This is a genomic window from Pseudogemmobacter sonorensis, from assembly GCF_042762395.1.
In the GTDB taxonomy this organism is placed as follows: domain Bacteria; phylum Pseudomonadota; class Alphaproteobacteria; order Rhodobacterales; family Rhodobacteraceae; genus Pseudogemmobacter; species Pseudogemmobacter sonorensis.
The window spans coordinates 45663-68949 of record NZ_JBEFZE010000001.1; the positions used below are offsets into that span (position 1 = coordinate 45663).

18 protein-coding genes and 1 tRNA gene are annotated in these 23287 nt (G+C 70.0%); 11 read left to right on the forward strand and 8 right to left on the reverse strand.

The features are described from left to right. Positions 1-50: 50 nt before the first annotated feature. Positions 51-542, reverse strand: a complete 492-nt coding sequence (locus tag ABNX41_RS00195; protein WP_438667698.1) for a Hint domain-containing protein — start codon at positions 540-542, stop codon at positions 51-53. A 300-nt stretch (positions 543-842) separates the two neighbouring features. On the opposite strand from ABNX41_RS00195, the gene ABNX41_RS00200 reads away from it, so the two are divergent. Together ABNX41_RS00200 and tig are read left to right on the forward strand one after the other, a co-directional pair. Continuing rightward, positions 843-927 (forward strand) — tRNA-Leu (locus ABNX41_RS00200). Between the two features lie 26 nt (positions 928-953). Then, positions 954-2288, forward strand: a complete 1335-nt coding sequence (gene tig, locus ABNX41_RS00205) for a trigger factor (protein WP_438667699.1) — start codon at positions 954-956, stop codon at positions 2286-2288. Between the two features lie 548 nt (positions 2289-2836). Here the strand turns inward: tig and ABNX41_RS00210 are convergent. From ABNX41_RS00210 to rpsF, 4 genes are all read right to left on the reverse strand, one after another. Then, the gene (locus tag ABNX41_RS00210) at positions 2837-3460 is read right to left on the reverse strand and encodes a CHAP domain-containing protein (RefSeq protein WP_438667700.1); all 624 of its coding nucleotides are present in this window, start codon (positions 3458-3460) and stop codon (positions 2837-2839) included. Between the two features lie 993 nt (positions 3461-4453). Then, positions 4454-5026: a 50S ribosomal protein L9 gene (rplI, locus tag ABNX41_RS00215; RefSeq protein WP_438667701.1), complete on the reverse strand. Its 573-nt coding sequence runs from the start codon at positions 5024-5026 to the stop codon at positions 4454-4456. A gap of 12 nt (positions 5027-5038) precedes the next feature. Then, the gene (gene rpsR / locus ABNX41_RS00220) at positions 5039-5266 is read right to left on the reverse strand and encodes a 30S ribosomal protein S18 (RefSeq protein WP_125327012.1); all 228 of its coding nucleotides are present in this window, start codon (positions 5264-5266) and stop codon (positions 5039-5041) included. 26 nt (positions 5267-5292) lie between these two features. Continuing rightward, entirely contained in the window at positions 5293-5697 is a 405-nt protein-coding gene (gene rpsF, locus ABNX41_RS00225) for a 30S ribosomal protein S6 (RefSeq protein ID WP_438667702.1), read from the reverse strand. Between the two features lie 308 nt (positions 5698-6005). On the opposite strand from rpsF, the gene ABNX41_RS00230 reads away from it, so the two are divergent. Further along, a complete protein-coding gene (locus tag ABNX41_RS00230) occupies positions 6006-6581 on the forward strand; it encodes a YceI family protein (RefSeq protein ID WP_438667703.1) in 576 nt (191 codons plus the stop codon). Positions 6582-7379: 798 nt separating this feature from the next. On the opposite strand, the gene ABNX41_RS00235 is transcribed toward ABNX41_RS00230, so the two are convergent. Together ABNX41_RS00235 and ptsP are read right to left on the reverse strand one after the other, a co-directional pair. Next, positions 7380-8630, reverse strand: coding sequence for a cytochrome b/b6 domain-containing protein (locus tag ABNX41_RS00235; protein WP_438667704.1), 1251 nt, complete (start codon positions 8628-8630; stop codon positions 7380-7382). 1086 nt (positions 8631-9716) lie between these two features. Continuing rightward, the gene (ptsP, locus tag ABNX41_RS00240) at positions 9717-11960 is read right to left on the reverse strand and encodes a phosphoenolpyruvate--protein phosphotransferase (RefSeq protein WP_438667705.1); all 2244 of its coding nucleotides are present in this window, start codon (positions 11958-11960) and stop codon (positions 9717-9719) included. A gap of 526 nt (positions 11961-12486) precedes the next feature. On the opposite strand from ptsP, the gene ctaA reads away from it, so the two are divergent. The 3 genes from ctaA (at position 12487) to ABNX41_RS00255 (ending at position 15749) form a co-directional block, all read left to right on the forward strand. Beyond that, entirely contained in the window at positions 12487-13683 is a 1197-nt protein-coding gene (gene ctaA / locus ABNX41_RS00245; protein WP_438667706.1) for a heme A synthase, read from the forward strand. Beyond that, positions 13683-15191, forward strand: a complete 1509-nt coding sequence (locus ABNX41_RS00250) for a carboxypeptidase M32 (protein WP_438667707.1) — start codon at positions 13683-13685, stop codon at positions 15189-15191. Before ctaA ends, ABNX41_RS00250 begins: the two co-directional genes overlap by 1 nt. Positions 15192-15293: 102 nt before the next feature. After that, entirely contained in the window at positions 15294-15749 is a 456-nt protein-coding gene (locus ABNX41_RS00255) for a PaaI family thioesterase (protein WP_438667708.1), read from the forward strand. 694 nt (positions 15750-16443) lie between these two features. On the opposite strand, the gene ABNX41_RS00260 is transcribed toward ABNX41_RS00255, so the two are convergent. Continuing rightward, on the reverse strand, positions 16444-18813 hold the full coding sequence (locus ABNX41_RS00260; RefSeq protein ID WP_438667709.1) for a heavy metal translocating P-type ATPase: 2370 nt from the start codon (positions 18811-18813) through the stop codon (positions 16444-16446). A gap of 88 nt (positions 18814-18901) precedes the next feature. Here ABNX41_RS00260 and ABNX41_RS00265 point away from each other — a divergent pair, with 88 nt between their 5' ends. From ABNX41_RS00265 to ABNX41_RS00285, 5 genes are all read left to right on the forward strand, one after another. After that, entirely contained in the window at positions 18902-19342 is a 441-nt protein-coding gene (locus ABNX41_RS00265; RefSeq protein WP_438667710.1) for a MerR family transcriptional regulator, read from the forward strand. 393 nt (positions 19343-19735) lie between these two features. After that, entirely contained in the window at positions 19736-20443 is a 708-nt protein-coding gene (locus ABNX41_RS00270; RefSeq protein ID WP_438667711.1) for an RBBP9/YdeN family alpha/beta hydrolase, read from the forward strand. Positions 20444-20822: 379 nt separating this feature from the next. After that, positions 20823-21011: a hypothetical protein gene (locus tag ABNX41_RS00275; protein ID WP_438667712.1), complete on the forward strand. Its 189-nt coding sequence runs from the start codon at positions 20823-20825 to the stop codon at positions 21009-21011. A gap of 92 nt (positions 21012-21103) precedes the next feature. After that, positions 21104-21271: a hypothetical protein gene (locus tag ABNX41_RS00280; RefSeq protein WP_438667713.1), complete on the forward strand. Its 168-nt coding sequence runs from the start codon at positions 21104-21106 to the stop codon at positions 21269-21271. 370 nt (positions 21272-21641) lie between these two features. Beyond that, a complete protein-coding gene (locus ABNX41_RS00285) occupies positions 21642-23135 on the forward strand; it encodes an FAD/NAD(P)-binding protein (RefSeq protein WP_438667714.1) in 1494 nt (497 codons plus the stop codon). The last annotated feature ends 152 nt before the right edge of the window (positions 23136-23287 follow it).

The window sequence follows — 23287 nt, forward strand, 5'->3', positions numbered from 1 at the left end:
CGCACACGCCCCTCGGCTGCGGTCGGGACTGGCGCGGGTCGGCCGGGGTTTCAGGCGTGAACGGGCGCCGCCTCGCAGCACAGTTCCAGCCCGGCGGCATAGATCACCTCGTCCCGGGCGAAACGCAGGGTGAAGAGCCGCACCTCGGCCACGGTTTCCTTGCGGATATAGCTGCCGTCGGCCAGGCGCTCGGCCGCGACCATCGCCGCAGGCTTGCCGTAAAGCGCCTTGGCGCGCCAGTCGCGGACCAGGATCTTCTGGCCCGGCGCGACGAAAAGGTCGGCCTCGGGGCGGTCATGGCCCAGCGAGGCGGCCGAGATCCGCACCATCTCCTGCCCGCGCAGCACCGCCACCTCGACCGCGACCAGCTCGCGCGCGCCGTTGCGGGTCACCACCCGGTCGCCGGGGGAGAGGAACTGCACCGGCAACGCGCCGTCCAGCGTCAGGACCGTGGTTCCGGCGGTCAGCCCGCGCGGCGAGTCGAGGCCGGTTTCGGCGCCGAGGCCTTCGAGGGTTCCGAAGGAAAGGGTCATGTCGCCCATGGGTCTGTCCTCTCTGTTGGCGCGCCGAGCCGGGGTTTGCCCGGCGGGCGCCATCGCGCCGCTGTTCGTGCTGGTGACACCTTTCTTGCCCCCGACTGTGGCAGGAATGCGCCCGCGGCGGGCTCATTTGCGGGCAGAAGCGGAAAAAGCCGCGTGGTTTGTGGCGAAAATGGGGCGAGATTTTCCGCTCGCATCCGGTTTGCGCCTTTGTTAGAAGGGCGCCGAATTTCCGTGCCGGACGGGGGCCGGACCTTCGGGAAACGAAGGGCCGGCCCCCGCTGCATTGGAATGCGACGCGTTGCGGGTGTGGCGGAATTGGCAGACGCACCGGATTTAGGTTCCGGCGCCTTACGGCGTGGGGGTTCAAGTCCCTTCACCCGCACCATTTGAGGATTGGGAAGGACGAAACGAATGACGGTCACCGAGACCCTGAACGACGGCCTGAAGCGCGGCTATACCATCACGGTGACCGCCGCCGAACTGGACGCCAAGGTGCAGGAGAAACTGCTTGAGGCGCAGCCCGAGGTCGAGATCAAGGGCTTCCGCAAGGGCAAGGTGCCGCTCGCGATCCTGAAGAAGCAGTTCGGCCAGCGCATCCTGGGCGATGCGGTGCAGGACGCCATCGACAGCGCGCTGAAGGGCCATTTCGAGACCAGCGGCGACCGTCCGGCGCTGCAGCCCGAGGTGAAGGCCCGCGACGGCGAGACCTGGAAGGAAGGCGACGATTTCGTCGTCGATGTCGCCTATGAGGCGCTGCCCGATATCCCCGAGGTCGACCTGTCCGGCGTGACGCTGGAAAAGCTGGTGGTGAAGGCCGACGAGGCCTCGCTCGACGAGGCGCTGAAGAACCTGGCCGAGAACGCCAAGAACTTCGAGGACCGCAAGAAGGGCACCAAGGCCAAGGACGGCGACCAGGTCGTGATCGACTTCGAGGGCTTCATCGGCGACGAGGCTTTCGAGGGCGGCAAGGGCGAGGAATATCCGCTGGTTCTGGGCTCGGGCTCGTTCATCCCGGGCTTCGAGGAGCAGCTCGTCGGCGTCAAGGCCGGTGACGAGGTCGAGGTCAAGGTCAGTTTCCCCGAGAATTACGGCGCCGCCCATCTCGCGGGCAAGGAAGCCCTGTTCAAATGCAAGGTCCATGCCGTGAAGGCGCCGAAACCCGCCGAGATCGACGACGAGCTGGCGAAGAAATTCGGCGCCGAGGATCTGGCCGCGCTGAAGACCCAGGTCTCGGGCCGTCTTGAGGCCGAATATGCCGGTGCCGCCCGCGCGGTGCTCAAGCGCGGGCTGCTCGACCAGCTCGACAAGCTGGTCTCCTTCGATCTGCCGTCGAAACTGGTCGAGGCCGAGGCGGGCCAGATCGCCCATCAGCTCTGGCATGAGGAACATCCCGAAGAGCACGGCCACAACCATGGCTCGATCGAGGCCACCGAAGAGCACAAGTCGCTGGCCGAGCGCCGGGTGCGCCTTGGCCTCCTGCTGGCCGAGATCGGCCGCAAGGCCGAGGTCACCGTGACCGATGCCGAGATGACCCAGGCGGTGATCCAGTCCGCCCGCCAGTATCCGGGCCAGGAACGCGCCTATTTCGAATTCGTGCAGAAGAACCCGCAGATGCAGCAGCAGTTGCGTGCGCCGATCTTCGAGGACAAGGTGGTGGACCATATCCTGGGCCTGGCCAAACTGTCCGAGAAGGAAGTCGGCAAGGACGAGCTGCAAAAGGCGGTCGAGGCGCTGGACGAGCTTTGATGCCTGCGCCGCGCGGCCGGGCGGATCCCTCGCCCCCCGCGCGTGTCTTACCCGCAGATTGACGAAAGGCCGCCCCCAGGGGCGGCCTATTGCATTGCAGCGGCGTTTTCCGGGCCTGATCCGGTTCCGGGGCCCCGACAGCTCCTCCAGCCGATGCCAGAATCCGGCCCAGGGAAAAGGCCGCAGCCCACCGGAGCCAACCTCCGGGTTTCCGGTGTCAGGCTGCGAGGTGAAGCGGGAAATGTCCTGCGCAAGCCGCAGGTTCTCAGAGCTTGCCGGGACGGGAGGCGGCGCGGGGAAAGGGCTCGGTGAGCATGGCTCTAGGCGCCTTCCGTTCTCGGCCCCCCAGGATCTCTAGTCACCTGGGGCTCAAGCGACCGCTCCGACCCACAGTCGCGCGGAGGCTTTCAACCGCGCGCGGGATCCGAAGTATCGTCTTCTCTGGGTTACCTCGAGTCGTCAGTTTTTTGTGCCGCTCAGCCCGCGCAGGATCTGACGCGCCGTCCGTCGTCGGTTCTCGGTTTCCCGGCCCTCGGACCACGGGCCCCTCAGCCGTCGGAGCGTTCGGCGTCGCCGGGTTCGGGGTAGATGAAGCCGTTCACCGGATAGACACTGCCATAGGTCTCGGGCGTGCTTTCCACCCGCACCTTGGACCAGTCGTTGCGCTCCGAGACATCGACGACCGACATCTGCAACGAGATCCGGTTGCGGTCCCAATTGGCATGGTCGATCAGCACCTCGCGCTCGGACAGGACCTGCGAGACCACGGCGACATGGCCCATCGGCATCTTGCGGGTCGAGGCGAAGGCCATGACCGCGCCGGGCTGCGGCTGGTGCCCGCGGTCGTAGACGCCCCGGGCCGCCCCCCACCAGGTGCCGGCATTGCCGCGGATCTCGACGCCGCTCGCGGTGCGGGCGAAGGGCACGCACCAGACCCGCTCGCCCCTCGCGCGGCGGGCCTGGGCCTCGCTGATCGCCAGGGCTTTCAGCTCTTCGTTCTGGCCCGCGTCGAAGCCCTTGGAGGATTTCGTCGCCTGGTCGAGCGAGGCGCCGCAGGCCGAAAGCGCCAAGGCCGCGCCCAGAAGGGCGGCGAGGCGCAGGCCGGTGCGGGGCCTGAGGGAGGCTGAGGATCGGGAAGACGAAAGGCGAAAGAGGCTGCTGCCGCTTGTCATGCGGTTCTGTTCCATGCTGCGGTGTTTTTGTCACTGTCCGGCAGCGTCTTTGCCCCGCTCTCGGGAATATTGCAAAGATTGAAATAAATCGTAGGCGGATTGCTGCCAGCCGCTGCCCGATACAAGGCAGATCCTCGCCATATGCGGGCGTTTTCGGGGCGTTTCGGGCCTTGGGCCGGAGAAGCGCGCCTGTTCTGCGGGCAGATGCCGGATCCTTGGGGCATGCCGCCGCACTGCGGGGTGGGCTCTCGCGAGGGGGGGAAGGCTTTCGCCCCTGACGGACGGCTTGCGACGGGCGCTAAGGAAAGCGGGTTGCGCAAGGTGCCGAGGTTCGGAGTGGGGGGCGGGAACGGTCCAGTTGCGAGGCGGCGCACTACGAGGCGGGGCGCCGGAGGAAGTGGTGCGAAGCGGCGCGGTGCGAGCCGCACGGTTGATACGATGCAGCACAACCCGCAAGCGGCGCAGTGCTGGCGTGAGGCTGTCGTGTGAGGGAGCCATGCGAGACGACGGCAGCGTGAGGCCCGCGCGGTCGATGCGATGCAGCGAGCCGGCGAGGGTGCGAGGCGCGGCGGCGGTGTGGAGAGCGAGCCATGCGAGGGGTCCAACGCGCAGCTACTCGGTTGAGGCGATGCAGGGCAGTCTGCGCGGGTGCGGGGCGTCAGGCGGTTGTGACAGGAGGCCGTGCGATGCCATGCAGCCCACAAGGACGGGACGGCGCGCGCGAGGATCGCCCCTTGGCAGGCTGCTGGAAAAGTATCCTGGAGCGGCTTCGAGACGGAAATTTTTCCTGCAGTGTCGAAAATCACTGCGGAGGCCGCATATTTTCGCCCACTCCCGGACCAGATTTACTGATTTTCCGCGAAAGCCGATGCCGCCGCACGAGTTTTTCAGCGGCCCCTCGGGCGCAGTAAGAAGCCCGCCGCGCGGAGGGCGCGGCGGGCGGGGTCTTTGCGGGGGCGGGCCGGGCGCGTGGCCCGGGTCGGCCCTGTTCGGTCAGAGTTCTTCCGAGGCGGCGGCGCCGACTTCGCTCAGAACCTGCGCGAGTTCGGATTCGGCTTCCGCCTCGGCCTCGGCGGCCAGTTCGCGGATCGACTTGCCCGAGGCCTGAAGCTCGGCCTCTTCCACCGAACGCGCCACGTTCACGGTGACCTCGACGGTCACCTCCGGGTGCAGCACGATCGAGACCGCATGCAGGCCCAGATCCTTGATCGGCTTTTCCTGCACGATCTGGCTGCGGGCCACGGTGAAACCGGCGGCGGTCGCCGCCTCGGCCACGTCGCGGCCCGAGACCGAACCGTAGAGCGCGCCCGATTCGGAGGCCGAACGGATCACCACGAAGCTTTGCCCGTCAAGCTTTTCGCCCACGGATTCGGCTTCCTTGCGGGTTTCGAGGTTCACCGCCTCAAGCTGGGCCTTGCGGGCCTCGAAGCTCTTGATGTTGGTCTCGTTGGCGCGCAGCGCCTTGCCCTGCGGCAGCAGGAAGTTGCGGGCATAGCCGTCCTTGACGTTGACGACTTCGCCCATCTGGCCAAGCTTGGCCACGCGTTCCAGAAGGATCACTTGCATCTGTCGTGCTCCTTATTTCACGGCATAGGGCAGCAGGGCGAGGAAGCGGGCGCGCTTGATGGCGGTCGCCAGTTCGCGCTGCTTCTTGGCCGAGACGGCGGTAATGCGCGAGGGCACGATCTTGCCGCGCTCGCTGATGTAGCGTTGCAGCAGACGGGTGTCCTTGTAGTCGATCGCCGGGGCATTGTCGCCCGAGAAGGGGCAAACCTTGCGGCGGCGGAAAAACGGTTTGTTCGCCATGGTCTAAGTCCTTTTCCCGGCTGTGATCAACGACGCTCGCGACGGTCGAAGCCGCCCCGTTCGCCCCGGTCTCCGCGATCGCCGTCGCGGTCGCCGCGGTCACGCTCGTCGCGCTTCTGCATCTGGACCGAGGGGCCCTCGGCGTGCTTGTCGACCTTGATGGTCAGCACGCGCATGACATCGTCATGCAGGCGCATCAGGCGTTCCATCTCCTGCACGGCATTGGCCGGGGCGTCCGACTTCAGCAGCGCGAAATGGCCCTTGCGGTTCTTGTTGATCTTGTAGGCCATGGTCTTCACGCCCCAATACTCGTGTTCAACGACCTTGCCGCCGTTGTCCGCGAGGACGGTGGAGAAATGTTCGATAAGACCTTCGGCCTGCGCGTTGGACAGATCCTGACGCGAGATGAAGACATGCTCGTAAAGCGGCATGAGGCTTCCTTGCTGTGCAATGGGCGGCTTCAAAGGACGGGCATCGCGCCTTTCCGGGCCCGTCCACGAGAGGCATCGCCGGTTCATGGTCAATCGGAAAGGATGCGGCTTTATACAGAAGGTGCGCGTCGATGCAAGCGCGGTAAGCGGCGGCGCGCGCCCCTGTCGGGCGGCTTTGTGCGAAACGGGCCGGATGGCGCGACTGTGATGTGCGGGGGCGCACGAAGCCTGTTCGGACCTGCCGGATTGTGCCAGTGTCCCGGCGCGGGCAATTTCGCTGCGCCTGCATCATACCCATGGAGACCGAGATGAACCGCATCCTACCCCTTGCGCTGACCGCGCTTTTCGCCGCCCCCGCCTTCGCCGAGCCGGTGAAATACGACCTGGACCCGACCCATAGCGCCGCGGCGTTTTCCTACAGCCACCTGGGCTTCTCGACCACCCGGGGGATCTTCGGCGGGGTGACCGGCACCATCGACTTCGACGCCGAGGCGCCGGAAAACAGCGCGGTCGAGATCTCCTTCCCGATCGCGGGCCTTGCCACCGGCGATGCGGGCCGCGACGGTCATTTCCTGTCGGGCGACTTCTTCGATGCCGCCAAATCCGAAGTGGTGACCTTCAAGTCGACCTCGATCGAGGTGACCGGCGAGGACACCGGCCTGATCACCGGCGATCTGTCGCTGAACGGCGTCACCAAGGAAATCGTCATCGACGCCAAGCTGAATTTCGCGGGCACCCATCCGATGGCCAATACCGAATGGCTGGGATTCGACGGCACGGTGACGCTGATCCGCAGCGATTTCGGCCTGGGCATGTTCGCCCCCGCCATCGCCGACGAGGTGCTGGTCGAGGTTTCGATCGAGGCGGGCAAGGCCGCCGAATAAGCGCCGGCCCCGACGACCCCGGGCGCCCGACAGGCGGCGCGGCCGGGCCCGATTCTGCGGGATCCGATTTCGGGAGACGGCCGTGGGAGAGGTCCTGCGGCCGTTTTCCCTTGCCGGGCCGACTGCGGCCTCCGGCTTTCCGGTTCCTCGGCTTTCCGGTTCCTCGGCTTGTCGGTCCCTTGGCTTTCCAGGGGCCGGTTTTGCCAAGTCTCGACTGAGATGGGCTTCGACTGTGCCGGGCCTCGACGCTCCGGGGGCTCGACGCTCCGGGGCCTGGGCCTTCGGGCCGGGCCGTCCCGCGCCCCCGCCCGAACCCGGACAGGCGACCATAGACCCCGCCCAGGCACCCGGGCCGGGGATGGGCTTCGGAGCAATCTTTCCCTCAGCATTTCTCTGCCGCTGTTCTATGGTGCTGTCTCGGGGCGGGTTCCCGGCTGGCCGTCTCTTGCGGCCGAAAGCGCCTGCCATCGGCACGCAGGACAAAAGGCGCGGCCCCGCCAGAGCCCGCCGCCCTTTTTGACCGGGGCCGGACGCGGCCGGGTGACTGGCCCGGGCGGGGGCTACCGCTCCGCATTCCCCGCTCCGCATCCCCCGTTCCGCATCTATGGGCGGCGGCGGAGGTCATGACGGGTGCCGCGATCCGGAAGCCACGATCGTGGCCTTCGCAATCAATGGGCCGCGACCGAAACGCCGCGACCCTGCGGGCGATTGCCCGGCGCCTTGGTCAGGGCGCCGTGAAACCGGCAACCCGTGCCATCGGACCGGCCGTCCCGATCCGCAAGGCTCGATCCGGGCTGCTCAATCCAGGTGGCGGGCGGTCAGTTCGACCGAGACGGTGACGGAAAAGCCCACCGTGCCTTCGTCGCCATAATTCTCGCCCATGCCGTAGTCGCGCCGGTCCAGCACGGTCTGCCCCTGCATGGTCGCGACACCGTCCCGGATCTCCAGCGCGAAGGGCAGCGCGACCTCGTGCGAGACGCCGCGCAGGGTGAGGCTGCCCTCGGCGACATGGCTGGCGCCGTCCGCGCCCTCGGCGGGCCGGATGGTGGCGTCGAAGATCGCGGTCGGGTGGTTGGCGATGTCGAAGAAATCCGCGCCCTTGGCCTGGTCGGTGACCGAGCCGAGGCTGAGGCTCGTGGTGTCGATCTCGACCCGGACCGCGCCGTTGCGCCCCTCGACCGCGGGCTCGTCGAAGCGGATCGCGGCGGTCCAGCCGGCGAAGCCGCCCGAGACCTCGGCCCCCATCTGGCGGACGGTGAAGGACAGCGTGCCGCTTTCCACCGCCCAGTTTCCGGCGGTCTCGCCTGCGCCTTCGGCCGCTGTCGAGACCCCTGTCGACGCCGGTGCGGCGCCGGTTCGGGCGGGGGCCTCGGCGATCTGCCAGGCCGCGCCGAAGGCCAGCAGATAGACCGCGAAAGCCGCCAGCATCGGCAGGCGCCCGGCATGCGGGGCGGCGTCGACCCCAGATCCAGCTTCGGCCGAGGCCGCCGTGCCGCGCAGCATCCGCGCCAGCGTGGCGTCGCGGTCGATGACGACATGTTTCAGCGCCCCCGCCACATGCAGCAGCACCGCCGCCAGCAGGACTTTGGTGAACAGCCAGTGCATGACGGTGGCGACATGGGCGACGGTTTCGGATTTCGGCACGAAGGGCAGGCCCTGGCCGAAGGGCCACAGGATCGGAGCGAACCCCTCGACCGCGGCATGGTGGATCCAGCCCGAGAGCGGCACCGCCACCAGCGAGATGTAAAGCCCCCAATGCACGATCTCGGCGGCCAGGGTCTCAAGCCTGCGCTCGGGGTGCAGCGCGGCGGGCCGGACCTGGGTCAGCGCCCACAGGATCCGCGCCAGCGCGACGAAGAAGACCAGCGTGCCGAGCGTCTTGTGGATCGAGAACAGCCGCGCCTTGCGGGCCAGTTCCCCGGCATTGCCGAAGGGCAGTTCGTTCGCGATCACGCCAAGCGCGAAGGCGGTGAAGATCAAAAGCGCGGTCAGCCAGTGAAAGCTGCGGGCGACGGCGCCGTAATGGGCGCGGCTGTTGGTTAGGGACATGGCGAACCTTCCGGGCGCGGATGTTGCAGATACGGGGCCGGGCCGGGGCCTGGCTGCGGGAATGGGCGACGATGCCGCGGTTGCATCATAGCCCGGACGGCGCGAGGGCGTGAGACCGAACCCGCGCACAAAGCCTGTTCGCCAGCGCGGCTTCACCATAATGTCAGCGGAAGGTTAGGGCGCGGAATGGCCTTCCCGGCCCTCCTTTGAGCAAGGGGCGCGCAGGGTTTGCCGGATGGGGGGCGCAAGGCGGACGTGGGTCTCCCGGCGCCCCCTTTGCACAAGCTGGCGCAGGGCGAAGTCTTGCAGGGCGCGGCTCGCCGAATGGTGGCCGGGGCGGAAGGGGCGGCATCGTCCCTCTCTTGGCCCTCGGCGCCAGGTGGCGGAGGCAGAGCTGCCTGTCGTGCGGGGCTCGCCGGATGAAGTCTCCCGGGCGCAGGCGCGGCGTGACCCTCCCTGAACCCTCGGCGCAAGGTGAGGGGCGGACTGTGCGCCCGGCGGTTTGGCCGGATGGGGGCGGGCGCGAGGCGCGACATGGGTCTCCTCGCCCCTCTTGGCGCAAGGGGGGGGAGGTTTGGTGCCGGGCCGGACAGGGCTTGCCGGGTTGAAGGGGTTATATGGGCAGCTTTTGGCACGGATGAGGCAGGCGCGATCACGGATTGGGCGGAGGTCGCCCGAAGAGTGCCTGGCGGAGACCCGTGAGCGGGAATCGTCTGGCGGAGCTTTCCAGGGGAAAGCTGGCGGGCGGGGCTTGCCGGGTTGAAGGCGCGCGCGGAAATGCGGCGCTCCCGCTCCCGCTCCGTGTGACCGGGATGGCCGGGGGCACGGCGGTGGTTGGGGGGAGGGGGTGGGCGGTGATCTCCATGTTAAGGCGCGCGGGTGGCAGGCTGTTGTGGCTCGTTCCGCCCCGGTTCCCTCGGCTCCGGTCCGATCTGCTTCCGTCCGGTCTGCCCCGCCTGGCCGACCTCGATCCGACACGTTCCTGTTCGACCCGTTCCGGTCCGGCCCGACCGTCCTGGCTACCCGCTTGCTGTCAGGCCCGTTCCGTTCGACCGGCCCTTTCCGATCCTCCCCCGGTCCCGCCCGCTATTCCGCCTGCGAGGACAGCCAGTCCATCAGCCGGGGCCGCAGGCTTTCGTCGCCCGCCGTCCGCGCCGCCTCGATCACGCCGCGCGCCTGCGCCAGATCGACGCGGCGCAGCAGCGCCTTCACCGGCCCGATCGAGGCCGGGCGCATCGACAGCATGCGAAACCCGAGCGCGGCCAGCGCCAGCGCCTCGATCGGGCGCCCGGCATCCTCGCCGCAGAAGGACAGCGGAGTGGCGCTGCGGGCGCAGCGCGCCACGATGCCTTCCAGGAAATCCAGAAAGCTCAGGTTCAGCGTGTCGTAGCGGCGGCGCACCCGCTCGTTCTCGCGGTCGGCGGCATAGAAGAACTGCTTCAGGTCATTGCCGCCGACCGAGATGAAATCGGCCGCCTCGAAGAAGCTTTGCGGCGCGTAGGCCAGCGACGGCGTCTCGCACATGGCGCCGATCTCAAGCGTCTCGGGCACGACATGGCCAAGCGAGCGTTCGCGGTGGATCTCGCGCAGGACCTGGGCGCGGGCCTCGGTGAATTCGGCATGTTCGGCGACGAAGGGGAACATGATCGACAGGGGCCGCCCGGCGGCCGCGCGGATCAGCGCCTGGACCTGCATCCGCAGCACGCCCGGCTTGTCCAGCCCCACCCGGATCGCGCGCCAGCCCATGGCGGGATTGGGCTCTTCGTTGGGCTTCATATAGGGCAGCACCTTGTCCGAGCCGATGTCGAGGGTGCGAAACACCACCCGCTTGCCCTTCGCGGCATCCATCACCCTTGTGTAGAGCGAGGCCAGCTCGGCCCGTTTGGGCATCTTGTTGCGGATGAGGAACTGAAGCTCGGTGCGGAACAGCCCCACCCCCTCGGCCCCCGATCCGTGCAGGCTGGGCAGGTCGGCCATCAGCCCCGCGTTCATGTGCAGCGCGATGGTGGTGCCGCATTTCGCGGTGGCGGGCAGGCGGCGCAGGCTGGCGTAGCGCTTCTGCGCCTCGGCCTGCATCGCGGTCTTGTCGCGGAAGGCGCGCGCCACGGTTTCCTCGGGGCGCAGATGCACCACGCCCTGGTCGCCGTCGACCAGGATCGGGTCGCCGTTCAGCGCCTCGGTGGTGATGTTGCCCGCATGGATCACCAGGGGGATCGCCAGCGCCCGCGCCACGATGGCGGCATGCGAGCCGACCGAGCCCTCGTCCAGCACCACGCCGCGCAGCTTGCGGCCGTAGTCGAGCAGTTCCGCCGGGCCGATGTTGCGCGCCACCAGGATCGGATCGGGCGGCATCTGCGCCCCGGTGTCGCGGCCCTGGCCGGTCAGGATGCGCAAGAGCCGGTTCGACAGGTCGTCCAGATCGTGCAGCCGGTCGCGCAGATAGGCGTCGGGCACCTGTTCCAGCCGGGCGCGGGTGGCGGATTGTTCCTTTTCCACCGCCGCCTCGGCGGAAAGGCCGCGCATGATGTCCTCTTCCATCCGCCTGAGCCAGCCGCGCGAATGGGCGAACATCCGATAGGCCTCCAGCACCTGCTTTTGATCCTTGTCGAGCTGTTCGGCCGCCAGCAGGTCGTCGATCGAGATCCTGAGCTGCCCGACCGCGTCGCGGATGCGGTCGATCTCGGTCAGCGGATCGTCGGCGACCGGGTTGGTCACCACGACGCGCGGCTCGTGCAGCCAGACCCGCCCCTCGGCCGAGCCCTCCTGCCCGGTGGCGCCGCGAAACATCACCGGCTGGCGGTGCAGCGCCTTCACGCCGCTGTCGTCGCCGTTGAAGGCGCCCAGTTCGGTCATTTCGGCCACGACCATGGCGACCACCTCGACGGCATAGATCTCGTCGTCCGAGAATTCGCGCGCCTCCTTCGACTGCACGACGAGGACGCCGATCTTCTCGCCCACGCGCTGGATCGGCACGCCGAGGAAGGACGAGAAGATCTCTTCCCCGGTTTCGGGCATGTAGCGAAAGCCCTTCTCGGCGGGGGCGTTGGCGGTGTTGACCGGCAGGCCGGTGCGCGCGACGCGGCCCACCAGCCCCTCGCCAAGCCGCATCCGGGTGTGATGGACGGATTCCTTCTTCAGCCCCTCGGTCGCGAACAGTTCCAGCGTCTCGGCATCGCGGAAGAGGTAGATCGAGCAGACCTCGGTCCGCATCGAATCGGCGATCAGATGGGTGATGCGGTCCAGCCGGTCCTGGCCGCGCCCGGGCGTGGCCAGGACATCGCGCAGGCGGCGCAGAAGCTTGCGGCTGTCGCTTTCGCTGCGTTCGGGCATGGGGCGCGGGGGTCCGGGTGGGGTGGCTCTTGCGGTCTTTAGATCACATGGGTTCGGAAAACGGAACGCCCCCCGCGCGCGGCCCATGCGAAAGTGGCGGAAAGCTTTGGGGCGAGGCGCCGGGAGGCCGGTGCGAAACTGCCGGAAAGGCTTGCGTGACCCGCAAAGGCTTGCCTGACAATGCCGGAAGGGCTTGCCGGAAAGCGCCGGAGCGGCCTGCGCGAAAGCGCAAAAAACCGGCAGCCCCGTCGCGTTGGCCCGCGCGAGACCCGACCGGGGCCGCCCCTCGCGCGTCCTTTCGCCGCAATCGCCCCGCCCGGCCCCTTCGCGAAGGCGCCGCCGCCCGTGGGTCGCAGGGCCTTGCCCGCCCGTGATGGCGCGGCCTTGGGGCTCTGCCGCAGGGGGGCCAGCGCGGGCTTGCCGCAAGGGAGTCAGCGCGGCCTTGCCGCAGGGGCGGGCGGGTCGGGGGCCTTGAAGCGGGCGGGGGGGCGCACTAGGCTCGCGCCGTCACGCAAGGGAAGGCGACATGGCCGGAAAGCGCAGCATTTTCGAAGAGGTCGCGGCGGATCCCGCGACGACCGCAGGACAGGGGGGCGCGAAGGCGCGCCCGGCGAAGGCGGGGGGCATGATCGACGCCCGACCCAAGGGGGCGCGGCGTTCGATCCGCAACTGGCTGGTGGCGCTTTTCGTGCTTGTCGTCGCCATGGTGGTGATCGGCGGGCTGACGCGGCTTTCAGACGCCGGGCTTTCGATCACCGAATGGCGCCCGGTCACCGGGGCGATCCCGCCGCTGAGCGCCGCCGCCTGGGACGCCGAATTCGCCAAATACCGCGAGACGCCGCAATTCGCCTTGGCCTTCCCCGGGATGACGGTCGAAGAGTTCAAGACCATCTTCTGGTGGGAATGGGGCCACCGCCAGCTTGGCCGCATCGTCGGCCTGGTCTGGGGGCTGGGCTTTTTGTGGTTCGCCTTGCGCCGCGCCATTCCGGCGGGCTGGACCGGGCGGCTTTTGCTGGTCGGCGGCCTTGGCGGGCTGCAGGGCGCGATCGGCTGGTGGATGGTCGCCTCGGGGCTGGAGGGGGCGCGGATCTCGGTCGTGCCCTACCGGCTGGCGGTGCATCTGGGGCTCGCCTTCGTGATCCTGGGCTTCCTGGGCTGGTATGTCATGCTGCTGTCGCGCCCCGAGGCCGAATTGATGACCGCGCGGCGCGGGCGCGAGGCGAAGCTGTTCTCGCTTTCCACCGGGCTTTTGCATTTCAGCTTCCTGCAGATCCTGCTGGGGGCGCTGGTCGCGGGCACCGATGCGGGCCAGGCCTTCCCGACCTGGCCCCTGATGGCCGGGGGGCTGATCCCGCCCGACATCCTCTATGTGACCGACCTGGACGGCAATGCGCTGCCCGGCTGGCACGCCTTCTTCGAGGGCCAGGCCATGACCCAGTTCCTGCACCGGATGGCGGGCTATCTGCTGTTCGCCTTCGGCATCGTGGTCTGGCTGCGCGGCCGCCGTTCGGCCCATGGCATGACGCGGCGGGCCTTCCATCTGGTGATGGCGGTGCTGGCGGCGCAGGTCGTGCTCGGCATCGTCTCGGTCCTGACCGGGGCGCATCCGCATGTGGCGATCACCCACCAGATCGGCGCGATTCTGCTGTGGTGCCTGATCCTGCGCGCGCGCCATCTGTCGCAATACCCCGTGGCGGGGTCCATTCGCAAAGGAACGGCCTGATGTCCCCAGATGCCCCCAAGCCTGATGCCCCGAAAAACGACGCATACGAAGCCCTGATCGCCCATGCGCGCGAGACGGCGGCGCTGGAGCAGGTGGCCGGGCGGCTGTCCTGGGACCAGGAGACCCATATGCCGCGCGGCGCCGCCGCGCAGCGCGCCGAGGAGATGGCCGCGATGGAGGGCGTCCTGCACGCCCGCCGCTCGGACCCCCGGCTGCGCGACTGGCTGGCGGCGGTGACGCCGACCGAGCCGGTGGCCGAGGCGCAACTGGCGAAGATCCGCCGCGCCTGGGAGCGTGCGGGCCGCGTGCCCGCCCGGCTGTCGCAGGAGATCGCCCGCGTCACCTCTGTCGCGCAGGGCATCTGGGCCGAGGCGCGGGCGCGCGACGACGTGGCGGCCTTCCTGCCGACGCTGGCCGAGGTGGTGCGGCTCAAGCGCGAGGAGGGCGCGGCCCTGGCCACCGGCGGCGACGCCTATGACGCGCTGGTCGACGATTACGAGCCGGGCATGACCGGCGCCGACATCTCGGCCATGTTCGACGCGCTGCGCCCGCGCCTGGTGGATCTGCGCGGCCGGATCCTGGGGGCGTCGAGCCGCCCCGCCGCGCTGCACGGCAGTTTCGGCGCCGATACCCAGATCCGGCTGGCGCGCGACCTGGCCGGGGCCTTCGGCTACGACTTCACCCGAGGCCGGATCGACATCGCCGTCCATCCGTTCAGTTCCGGCGCGGGCGACGATGTGCGCATCACCACCCGCATCGCCGAAAGCGATCCGTTCAACTGCTTCTATTCCACCATCCACGAGGTCGGCCACGCCATCTACGAGCAGAACATCGACCCCGATTACGCGCTGACACCGATCGGGGGCGGGGTCTCGATGGGGGTCCATGAAAGCCAGAGCCGGATCTGCGAGAACCAGCTCGGCCGCTCGCGCGCCTTCACCGGCTGGCTGTTCGCGCAGATGCGCGAGCGGTTCGGCGAATTCGGCATCAGTTCGGAGGAGGAGTTCTTCGCCACCGTGAACCGGGTGGAGCCCGGCTTCATCCGCACCGAGGCCGACGAGGTGCATTACAACCTTCACGTCATGCTGCGCTTCGATCTGGAGCGGGCGCTGATCCGGGGCGATCTGGAGGTGGCGGATCTGGAAGAGGCCTGGAACAGCCGCTTCCTGGCCGATTTCGGCGTGGCGGTGGACCGGGCCTCGAACGGGGTGCTGCAGGATGTGCATTGGTCGGTGGGGCTTTTCGGCTATTTTCCGACCTATACGCTTGGCAACCTTTACGCGGGCGCGCTGCATGGCGCGATGCGACGGGCGCTGCCGGATTTGGACGACCAACTGGCGGCGGGCGATCTTTCCGGCGCGACCGGCTGGCTGCGCGAGCATGTGCAGCGCCATGGCGGGCTTTACACGCCGCACCAACTGATCTCGACCGCCATCGGCGAGGAGCCGGGGGCGGGGCCGCTGCTGGAGTATCTGGAGGCGAAATTCGGCGCGATCTACGGGGTTTGAGCCAGGGGGGAGGGGGTAGCAGGGGGCGCTGCCCCCTCGGCGCCTTTGGCGCCTCACCCCCGGGATATTTCTGCAAAGAAGAATGGGGCAGGGTGGGGGGCGATGGAAGTGGTGATGGGGGCGGAGGCGCTTTCGGCGTTTCTGCGCGAGGAATTCGGTCAGGTGGCCGGGGATTTTGCCCTGGAGGCCGTGGAGGCGGAGAGGGTGTGGCTGCGGATGCGGCCTGCCGAGCGGCATCTGCGTCCGGGCGGCACGGTCTCGGGGCCTTCGCTGTTCGCGCTGGCCGATGTGGCGATGTATCTGGCGATCCTGTCGCGGATCGGGCCGGTCGCGTTGGCGGTGACCACGAATTGCTCGATCGATTTCATGCGCAAGCCCGCGCCGGGGCGCGACCTTCTGGCCGAGGCGCGGATCCTCAAGCTGGGGCGGGTGCTCGTGGTGGGGGATGTGCTGATCCGTTCGCTGGACGAGGCGGCGGCGGACGGCGATGCGGCGGGGCACCGGGAGGGGCCGGTCGTCGCGCGGGCCTCGCTGACCTATTCGATCCCGCCGCGTTGATCCGTGGCGGGGCGGTCCGGGGGACTTGGAGGTGCCCGGGACGGAAGCGAACGGAAGCGGGTGGGCTTCGGCGGACCGATCCGGTGCGGGATGTGGGCCGGATTGGCCCGTCAATGCCCGGCCGGTTCCTTGCCGGAGTGCCGCCTTTTCGGCGCGGATCTGGCGCGGCACCTTGGCAGGTCGTTGAAAAGGGGCGGGGCTTGAGGCGGAAATCCAGCCCGCATTGACGGAAGTGACCGTGGAAACTGCACCATCGGGTGCGAGACCGAGCCAGTTGGCAGGGGCCTGGGTTGCCGCGTGACTTTTCCGCAGCCCGTGGAGCGCGGCGTGACGGCCCGCTCGGCCTGGGGATACCGGATCGGGGCTGCATTGGAGCGCGAGCTTGGCGGCGGGCGGTCTTACGGTTGGGCGATTTCCTCTGGGTGGCATGGGCCGCGCGCCCCTATCGGCCGGAGCGGCGGCGCCGTTGCCAGCCCGAGGGTCGGCATGCCCCCCTTGCCGCTGCCAGCCGGTTGCGCGGTCGGGTGGCCGCCGCCTGCGCTTTTTCTTGGGCCGATGCGGGTCGGGCCGAACGGCGAAGGCGGCGGAGAGCCCAGGCCGTTGGCCGCCGGTTCGCAGGCGTCAGACCCGTCCGCGACTCCCGTGGCCGACCAGGACCTTCCGTCGCCCGCCGCGCGCGCCCCGCAGCCCGCGCTCAGCCCCTGCGCGCGGGATCGAAGGTCAGCAGCCGCAGCGCATTCAGCGTCACCAGGACCGTCGCGCCGGTATCGGCCAGGATGGCGATCCACAGCCCGGTGATCCCCGCGACCGATGTCACCAGGAACACCGCCTTCAGCCCGAGCGCGATGGCGACGTTCTGCCGGATGTTCCCCATCGCCGCCCGTGCGAGACGGATCAGCGCGGGCACATCCGCCAGCCGGTCGCGCAGGATCGCGGCATCGGCGGTTTCCAGCGCCACATCGGTCCCCGATCCCATCGCCACGCCCACGCCCGCCTGTTTCAGCGCGGGCGCGTCGTTGATGCCGTCGCCGATCATCATGACCCCGCCCTGTGCCTGCATCTGGCGGATGGCGTCGAGCTTGTCGGCGGGCAGCATGCCCGCGCGGAAGTCCATCCCAAGCCCGCCTGCGATGGCGGCCGCGGTGCGGGGATTGTCGCCGGTCAGCATCACGCTTTCGATGCCGAGCGCGCGCAGATCGGCGATGGCTTCGCGGGCGTCGGGCCGGGGCTCGTCACGCAGGGCGAGAAGGCCCAGCAACTCGCCCTCGCGGAAGACGGCGACGGTGGTCTTGCCCTCGCTTTCCAGCCGGGTGGCCTCGGCCCGGGCCGGGGCGTCCAGCACGCCCGCCGCTTCGGCATGGCGCGGCGACGATACCCAGACCGCGCCGCCGTCGATCACCGCGCTGACGCCCTTGCCGGGCAGGGCCCTGGCCCCGGTGGCGGGCCGGGGGGCGATGCCCCGGGCTTCGGCGCGGGCCAGCACCGCGCGGGCCAGCGGATGGGCCGAGCCCGCCTCGACCCCGGCGGCGGCGGCCAGCAGCGCCTCGGCCCCGGTCGCGCCGAAGGGCAGGACATCGGTGACCTCGGGCCGCCCCAGGGTCAGGGTGCCGGTCTTGTCGAAGGCGATGCGGCGGGTGGCGGCGGCGGCCTCGATCACCGCGCCGCCCTTCATCAGAAGGCCGCGCCTGGCCCCCGAGGACAGCGCCGAGGCGATCGAGGCCGGGACCGAGATCACCAGCGCGCAGGGGCAGCCGATCAGCAAAAGCGCCAGCCCGCGATAGACCCAGGTGCCCCAGTCCTGCGCGAAGAAAAGCGGCGGCACCACGATCACCAGCACCGAGACCGCCACGATGGCGGGCATGTAGAGGCGCGAGAAGCGGTCGATGAACCGCTCGGTGGGGGCGCGGGCCTCCTCGGCCTCCTCGACCAGGCGGATGATGCGCGAGATCGTGTTGTCGCCCGCCGCCCGCGTCACCCGCAGCCGCAGCGCGGCCTCGGCGTTGATGGCGCCGGCGAAGACCTGCTCGCCCGGGCCGCGCGTTACCGGAACGCTTTCGCCGGTCACCGGGCTTTCGTCGATCCCCGAGGTGCCCTCGACGATCTCGCCGTCGGCGGGGATGCGGTCGCCGGGGCGCACCAGCACGGTCTGGCCGGGGGCCAGGCTGGCGGCGGGCACCTCGACCGTGGTGCCGTCGCGTTCGAGCCAGGCGCTTTGCGGCACCAGCGCCGAGAGCGCGCGGATGCCGTCGCGGGCCTTTCCGGCGGCGACGCCCTCCAGGAGCTCGCCCACGGCGAAGAGAAAGACCACCAGCGCGGCCTCTTCGGCGGCGTCGATGAACAGGGCGCCGATGGCGGCGATGGTCATCAGGCTTTCGATGGTGAAGGGCTGGCCCATGCGCAAAGCGGCCCAGGCCCGCCGCGCGACCGGGGCGAGCCCGATCAGGCAGGCGGCGGTGAAGGCCCAGCGACCGGGCCCGGCCGAGGTCAGCATCTCGAAGATCCAGGCGGCGGCGAGCAGAAGGCCGGTCAGGATCACGAGGCGGCCCTTGCCGGTCTCGTGCCAGCGTTTGCCGCGGTCGGCGGGGTCGTCGTGGACATGGCCGGGCGCGCCATGGCCGGGGTCGCGGGTCGCCGCGGGTGTCCCGGAGGCCGGGTGGGAACCGCCATGATCCGGGGGCGCCGCGTGGCTGTGGCCGATATGGTCCGGGGCCGGACGATCCGCCCCGGGTTGATCTTGCGCGGCCGTGTCCTGCCCGCAAACCTGCCCGCAAACATGCGTGGCGGGGTCATGCGGGGGCTGGCCGCCGCCCACCCCGCCGCGAATGCCGTAGCCCAGCCTGCGCACGGTGTCCTCGACCCTCTCGCGCGGGGTGGCGCCCTCGTCGATCCTGAGCCGCAGCTTTTCCGACATCACCGTGACCGAGACCTCCGAGACCCCGGGCATCCGCGCCACCGCATCCTTGATCTTGATGGCGCAGGCGGCGCAATCCATGCCCGAGACCGCCCATTCCATCCGCTCGCCGCCATCCCGGGGCGTTTCGCCTTGTTCTTCCTGCTTGGTCATGTCGAGTCTCCGCCCGGGATTCGGGCCGTTGTTTCATTTCGACTCGATAGCTAATGTCTCTAGCGGCTATAGCTTCAAGGGGGAAATCATGCTGACGATCGGAAAACTCGGCCAGGCCGCCGGGGTGAAGGTGCCGACCATCCGCTACTACGAACAGATCGACCTGCTGCCCGCGCCCGGGCGCTCCTTGGGCAACCAGCGGCTTTACGGCGCCGAGGTGCTGGACCGGCTGCGCTTCATCCGCCATGCCCGCGACCTCGGCTTTCCGCTTGAGGCGATCCGCGACCTGCTCAGCCTGTCGGACCGGCCCGACCAGTCCTGCGCGGCGGCCGATCAGATCGCGCGGACGCAGCTTTCGGCGGTGCGCGCGCGGATCGGGCGGCTGCGGGCGCTGGAGGGGGAGCTGGCGCGGATGGTGGCGCAATGCGCCCATGGCACCATCGCCGATTGCCGGGTGATCGAGGTTCTGGGCGACCATGCGCTGTGCGGCCACGACCATCCCGGGGACGTGACCGGGGGGCCGGGCTGACGGGCGGGCACGGGCTGACGGGCGGGCGCGGCGATCCGGGGTCGGGGGGCGGAGACTTGCGCGGGCGAAGGGCGGGGCGGCCGACCCCGCCGGAAGAGGCCAGCCGCTTTCGCCTTTGAGGCGGGTCGGCAGGGCCGTCGCAAGCGTCGGAAGCGGTGTCGGCCCCGAACCCGGTACGGATTGCCCGTCGGTGCCCCCATCCGATCGCCTCGGCGCGGGCGAAGAGATCCGCCGCCCCTCGCGGATCCTTCGGGGAATAATATTTCCTTTCGCCCGGGTCTTTTGGAAGCCATAAATACGACAAAGTTGGTAGTCTTTATCGCATGGGCATCGCGAAACGAGTCGTTCCGGCCACGCGATCCCGACCGCACCGCAGGCGAAAGGAGAGGGGCCATGATCACGACGCTTATCGTTGCGGGCCTTGACGGTTCCGCCGCGCCGCATTGGCAGCAGTGGTGGGCCGCCAGCGATCCGCATGCGCTGATGGTCGAGCTTTCCGATCCCGGGAGGCCCTCGCCCTCGGTCTGGGAGGTCGAGCTGGCCTCGATGATCCTGCAGCATCCGGGCTGCGTGCTGGTCGGCCATTCGCTGGGCTCGATCCTGATCACCCGGCTCTTGACGCAATGGCCACATCTGCGGGTCAAGGCCGCGCTGCTGGTGGCCCCGGCCGAGACCGGGGGCGCCGACCGCATCGCGCATTTCGGCCCGATCCCCGAGCGCGATCTGGGCGTTCCCGCGCTGGTCGCGGGCAGCCGCAACGATCCCTGGATGGGGTTTGAGCGCGCGCAGGCGCTGGCCGGGGCCTGGGGCGCGGGCTTTCTGGACATGGGCCATGCGGGACATGTGAACGTGGCCTCGGGCTATGGTCCCTGGCCCGCCGCGCGGGCCCTGCGCGACGGGCTGCGGGCCGAGGCGGAGGCGCGCGCGGGTTTTGGCGACGCCTTCGGAGCCGGGGACGAGGCCGAGGATCCCGCCGAAACGCCCGCTTTGCGCCGCTCGTCCTCGGGGGTGGCCTACGGGCCGGGCATCCTGCCCTTCCGCGCCCGCGCGCTGCGCCGGATCGCGGCGGGCCTGGCGGTGGGCCGGGGGGCGCGGCGATGAGGTCGGGTCCGGCGACGGATTCCGCAAGGCGCCTGCCGGTGCCGTCGCCGCTTGAAGCGGCGCCCGGGTTCGACCTTGTCGCCCCTGGGGCAGGGAGGAGAGGATGATGGAAGCTTCAGTCCGGCCCGCAGCGGCCCCCACCGCGCAAGGCCTGATCCCGCCCGGGATCGCCTCGGGGCACGCTTCGTCTGGGTCGGCCTTGCCCGGCTCCACCCCTTCGGGGCGTCTCGCGCGGGCGCAGGCTGTCGGCGCCCGTCATGATCGCTTTGCGGAGGGGGCTGCACCGGGTCTTTCCCGGAGGGATGCGCCCGCCGGATCGTGGCTGCGCCGCGCGGGCAGGGGCAGGGGCGCGACGCTTGGCGCGCGCGCGGCCCTGCCGGTGCTGCTGTTCGCGTCGGCCTATCTCTTCGCGCTGGTGCTTGTCCTGATGCCCAAAGGGCTGCTGGCGGTGCTTCCCGGCGCCCTCGCGCCGCCCGCCCCGGTGGTGGCCACGGTGACGGCCACCGATCCCGCCACCGATCCGACGCTCGCCCTGGCCGCCGCGCCACCCCGCCTTTCCGCGCCCTGACGGGCTTTCCCGCAACCTTCCAGCCCGGGCCCGAGCGCGCGCCGAACCAGGCCAGTTCATCGCGAACCCGATCGGCAGAACAGGAGGTTTCCATGATCTACAACGGCTTTGAGCCCGCGCTTGCGGCGCTTCTTGCGGGCGAGGATCGCGCGCTGTCCGAAGAGGGCGCCGAGGAGGCGCAGCTTCACGATGGCCGCCTGGCGCTGACATCGCTGGCGCTGCTGGTGGTCGTGGTGGCCGCGCTGGTCTGGCTGGCCTGAGGCGAGCCCGCCCCGGCCTGGACCCGGGCCCCGGAGCAACCGGATAAGCAAGGGGACGGGCCCGAAATCCGGGCCCGGCCCGAATGACGGACGAACCGAATATTGTGGAGTGACGATGGACCGCCCCCGTTCCGACGGGTCCCTTTCGACCGAGGCCCTTTCCCTGGGGTCCCTTCCCGCGGATGATCCGCCTGCACGGGGGGCTGCCGCATCGGCGGCTTCGCCCGATGGTGCGCCCGATGGTGCGGCGGCGCGGCCTGACGCGCCTTCAGCCGATTCGGCCCTGCCAGACCTGCCCGTATCTGGCGCGCCCCCGTTCCCGCCCGCGCCGCCGGGCCCGGTGCCTGCCTCGCCAGCCCGGGGGCCGCATGTGCTGATCCTGGGCGGCGGGGCGAGCGGGGTCCTGATGGCCGCCCATCTGCTGGCGCAGGAGGCGGCGGGCTTCCGCGTCACCCTGGTCGAGGGGCGCAACCGGCCCGGCCGGGGCCTGGCCTATTCCACCCCCGACCCGGACCATCTGCTGAACACCCGCGTCCATAGCATGAGCGCCTATCCCGCCGATCCGCATCACTTCCACCGCGGGCTCAAGGCGCGGCCCGAGGGCGCGGGCGTGACCGACCGCTGTTTCGTCAGCCGCGCGACCTATGGCGCCTATCTTTCCGACCTGCTCCGGCCCTGGGCCGATCCCCGTCTCGTGGCGACAGGGCAGGCGGAGGTGGGCGGGTCGGGTGCCTCCTCCTCGGCATCCGCCCCGGAATTCGCCCCGCAACCGCATGTCCCGACCCCGCCGCAGGCGTCGCGATCGGGCGCCCCGGCGTCCGGCGCCGCTAGTGCCGCCGGTCAGACCTTCACCGGCGGGCGGCTGCGCTTTCTGGCCGAGAATTGCACCTCCCTGACCGAGCGCGCCGACGGCGTCGCGGCGGGGCTGGAGGGCGGGCGCAGCCTGATGGGCGATTACGCCGTGCTGGCGACCGGCCATGTCCTGCCCTCGCCCGATCCCGAGGGGCTGCTCTCGGACGCCTGGGCCGTGCCCGAAGGCATCGACCCCGAGGCCCGGGTGGTGATCCTGGGATCGGGGCTTTCCATGGTGGATCAGGTGCTTACATTGCTGAAATCCGGCCATAGGGGCGAGATCGTCGCCCTGTCGCGCCGTGGCCAGTTGCCGCGCCCGCATGCCTCGGGCACGCCGCTTGCGGTGGCGGCCGAGGAGGTGCCCTTCGGCGCTCCGGTCAGCCGCCTCTGGGCCTGGGCGCGCGGGCTGGCGCGGCGGGCCGAGGCGCAGGGCGGCACCTGGCGCGACGCGGTGGACGGCATCCGCCCGCATGTCCAGGCGCTGTGGCGCGCGCTGCCGGATGATGCGCGGGCGCGCTTCCTGCGCCATGGCGCCACCTGGTGGGACGTGCATCGCCACCGCATCCCGCCCGCCTCCGAGGCGCGGCTGTCGGGGGCGTTCCTCTCGGGCCAGCTTCGGCTTCTGCGCGGCGCCTGGCGCGGGGTTGATCGGGGGGGTGAGGGCGGGATCGCGGTCTCCTACCGCCCGCGCGGCAATTCGACGACCGAGACGATCGCCGCCGCGCTGGTGATCGACTGCCGGGGCATCCGGCGCGATCCGCTGGCCAATGCCTCGCCCCTGATCGGCGATCTTCTGGCGCGCGGCGCGGCGCGGATCGACCCGCTGTCGATCGGGCTGGATGTCGATGCGGATTGCCATGTGGTCGGGCGCGACGGGCGGCCCTCGCGCCGGATCCATGCCATCGGCCCGGTGTCGCGCGCAGCCTTCTGGGAGATCACCGCCATCCCCGACATCCGCGTCCAGACCGAGGCGCTGGCGCGCCGTTTCGCCGGGGCCGCGGTCCCGGCCTGAGGCCCCGGTCTGAGTCCCGGGCCTTTGCCCGGGGCCCGGGATCGCGGCCAAGCGTCGGGTCGGTGCCTGGCCCGCGGCGCCTGCCTTCCGGTGCGGTCTGCCGGTGCGTGGTCTGCGGGTGCTTGGTCTGCCGGTGCTCCGATATCGGAGCC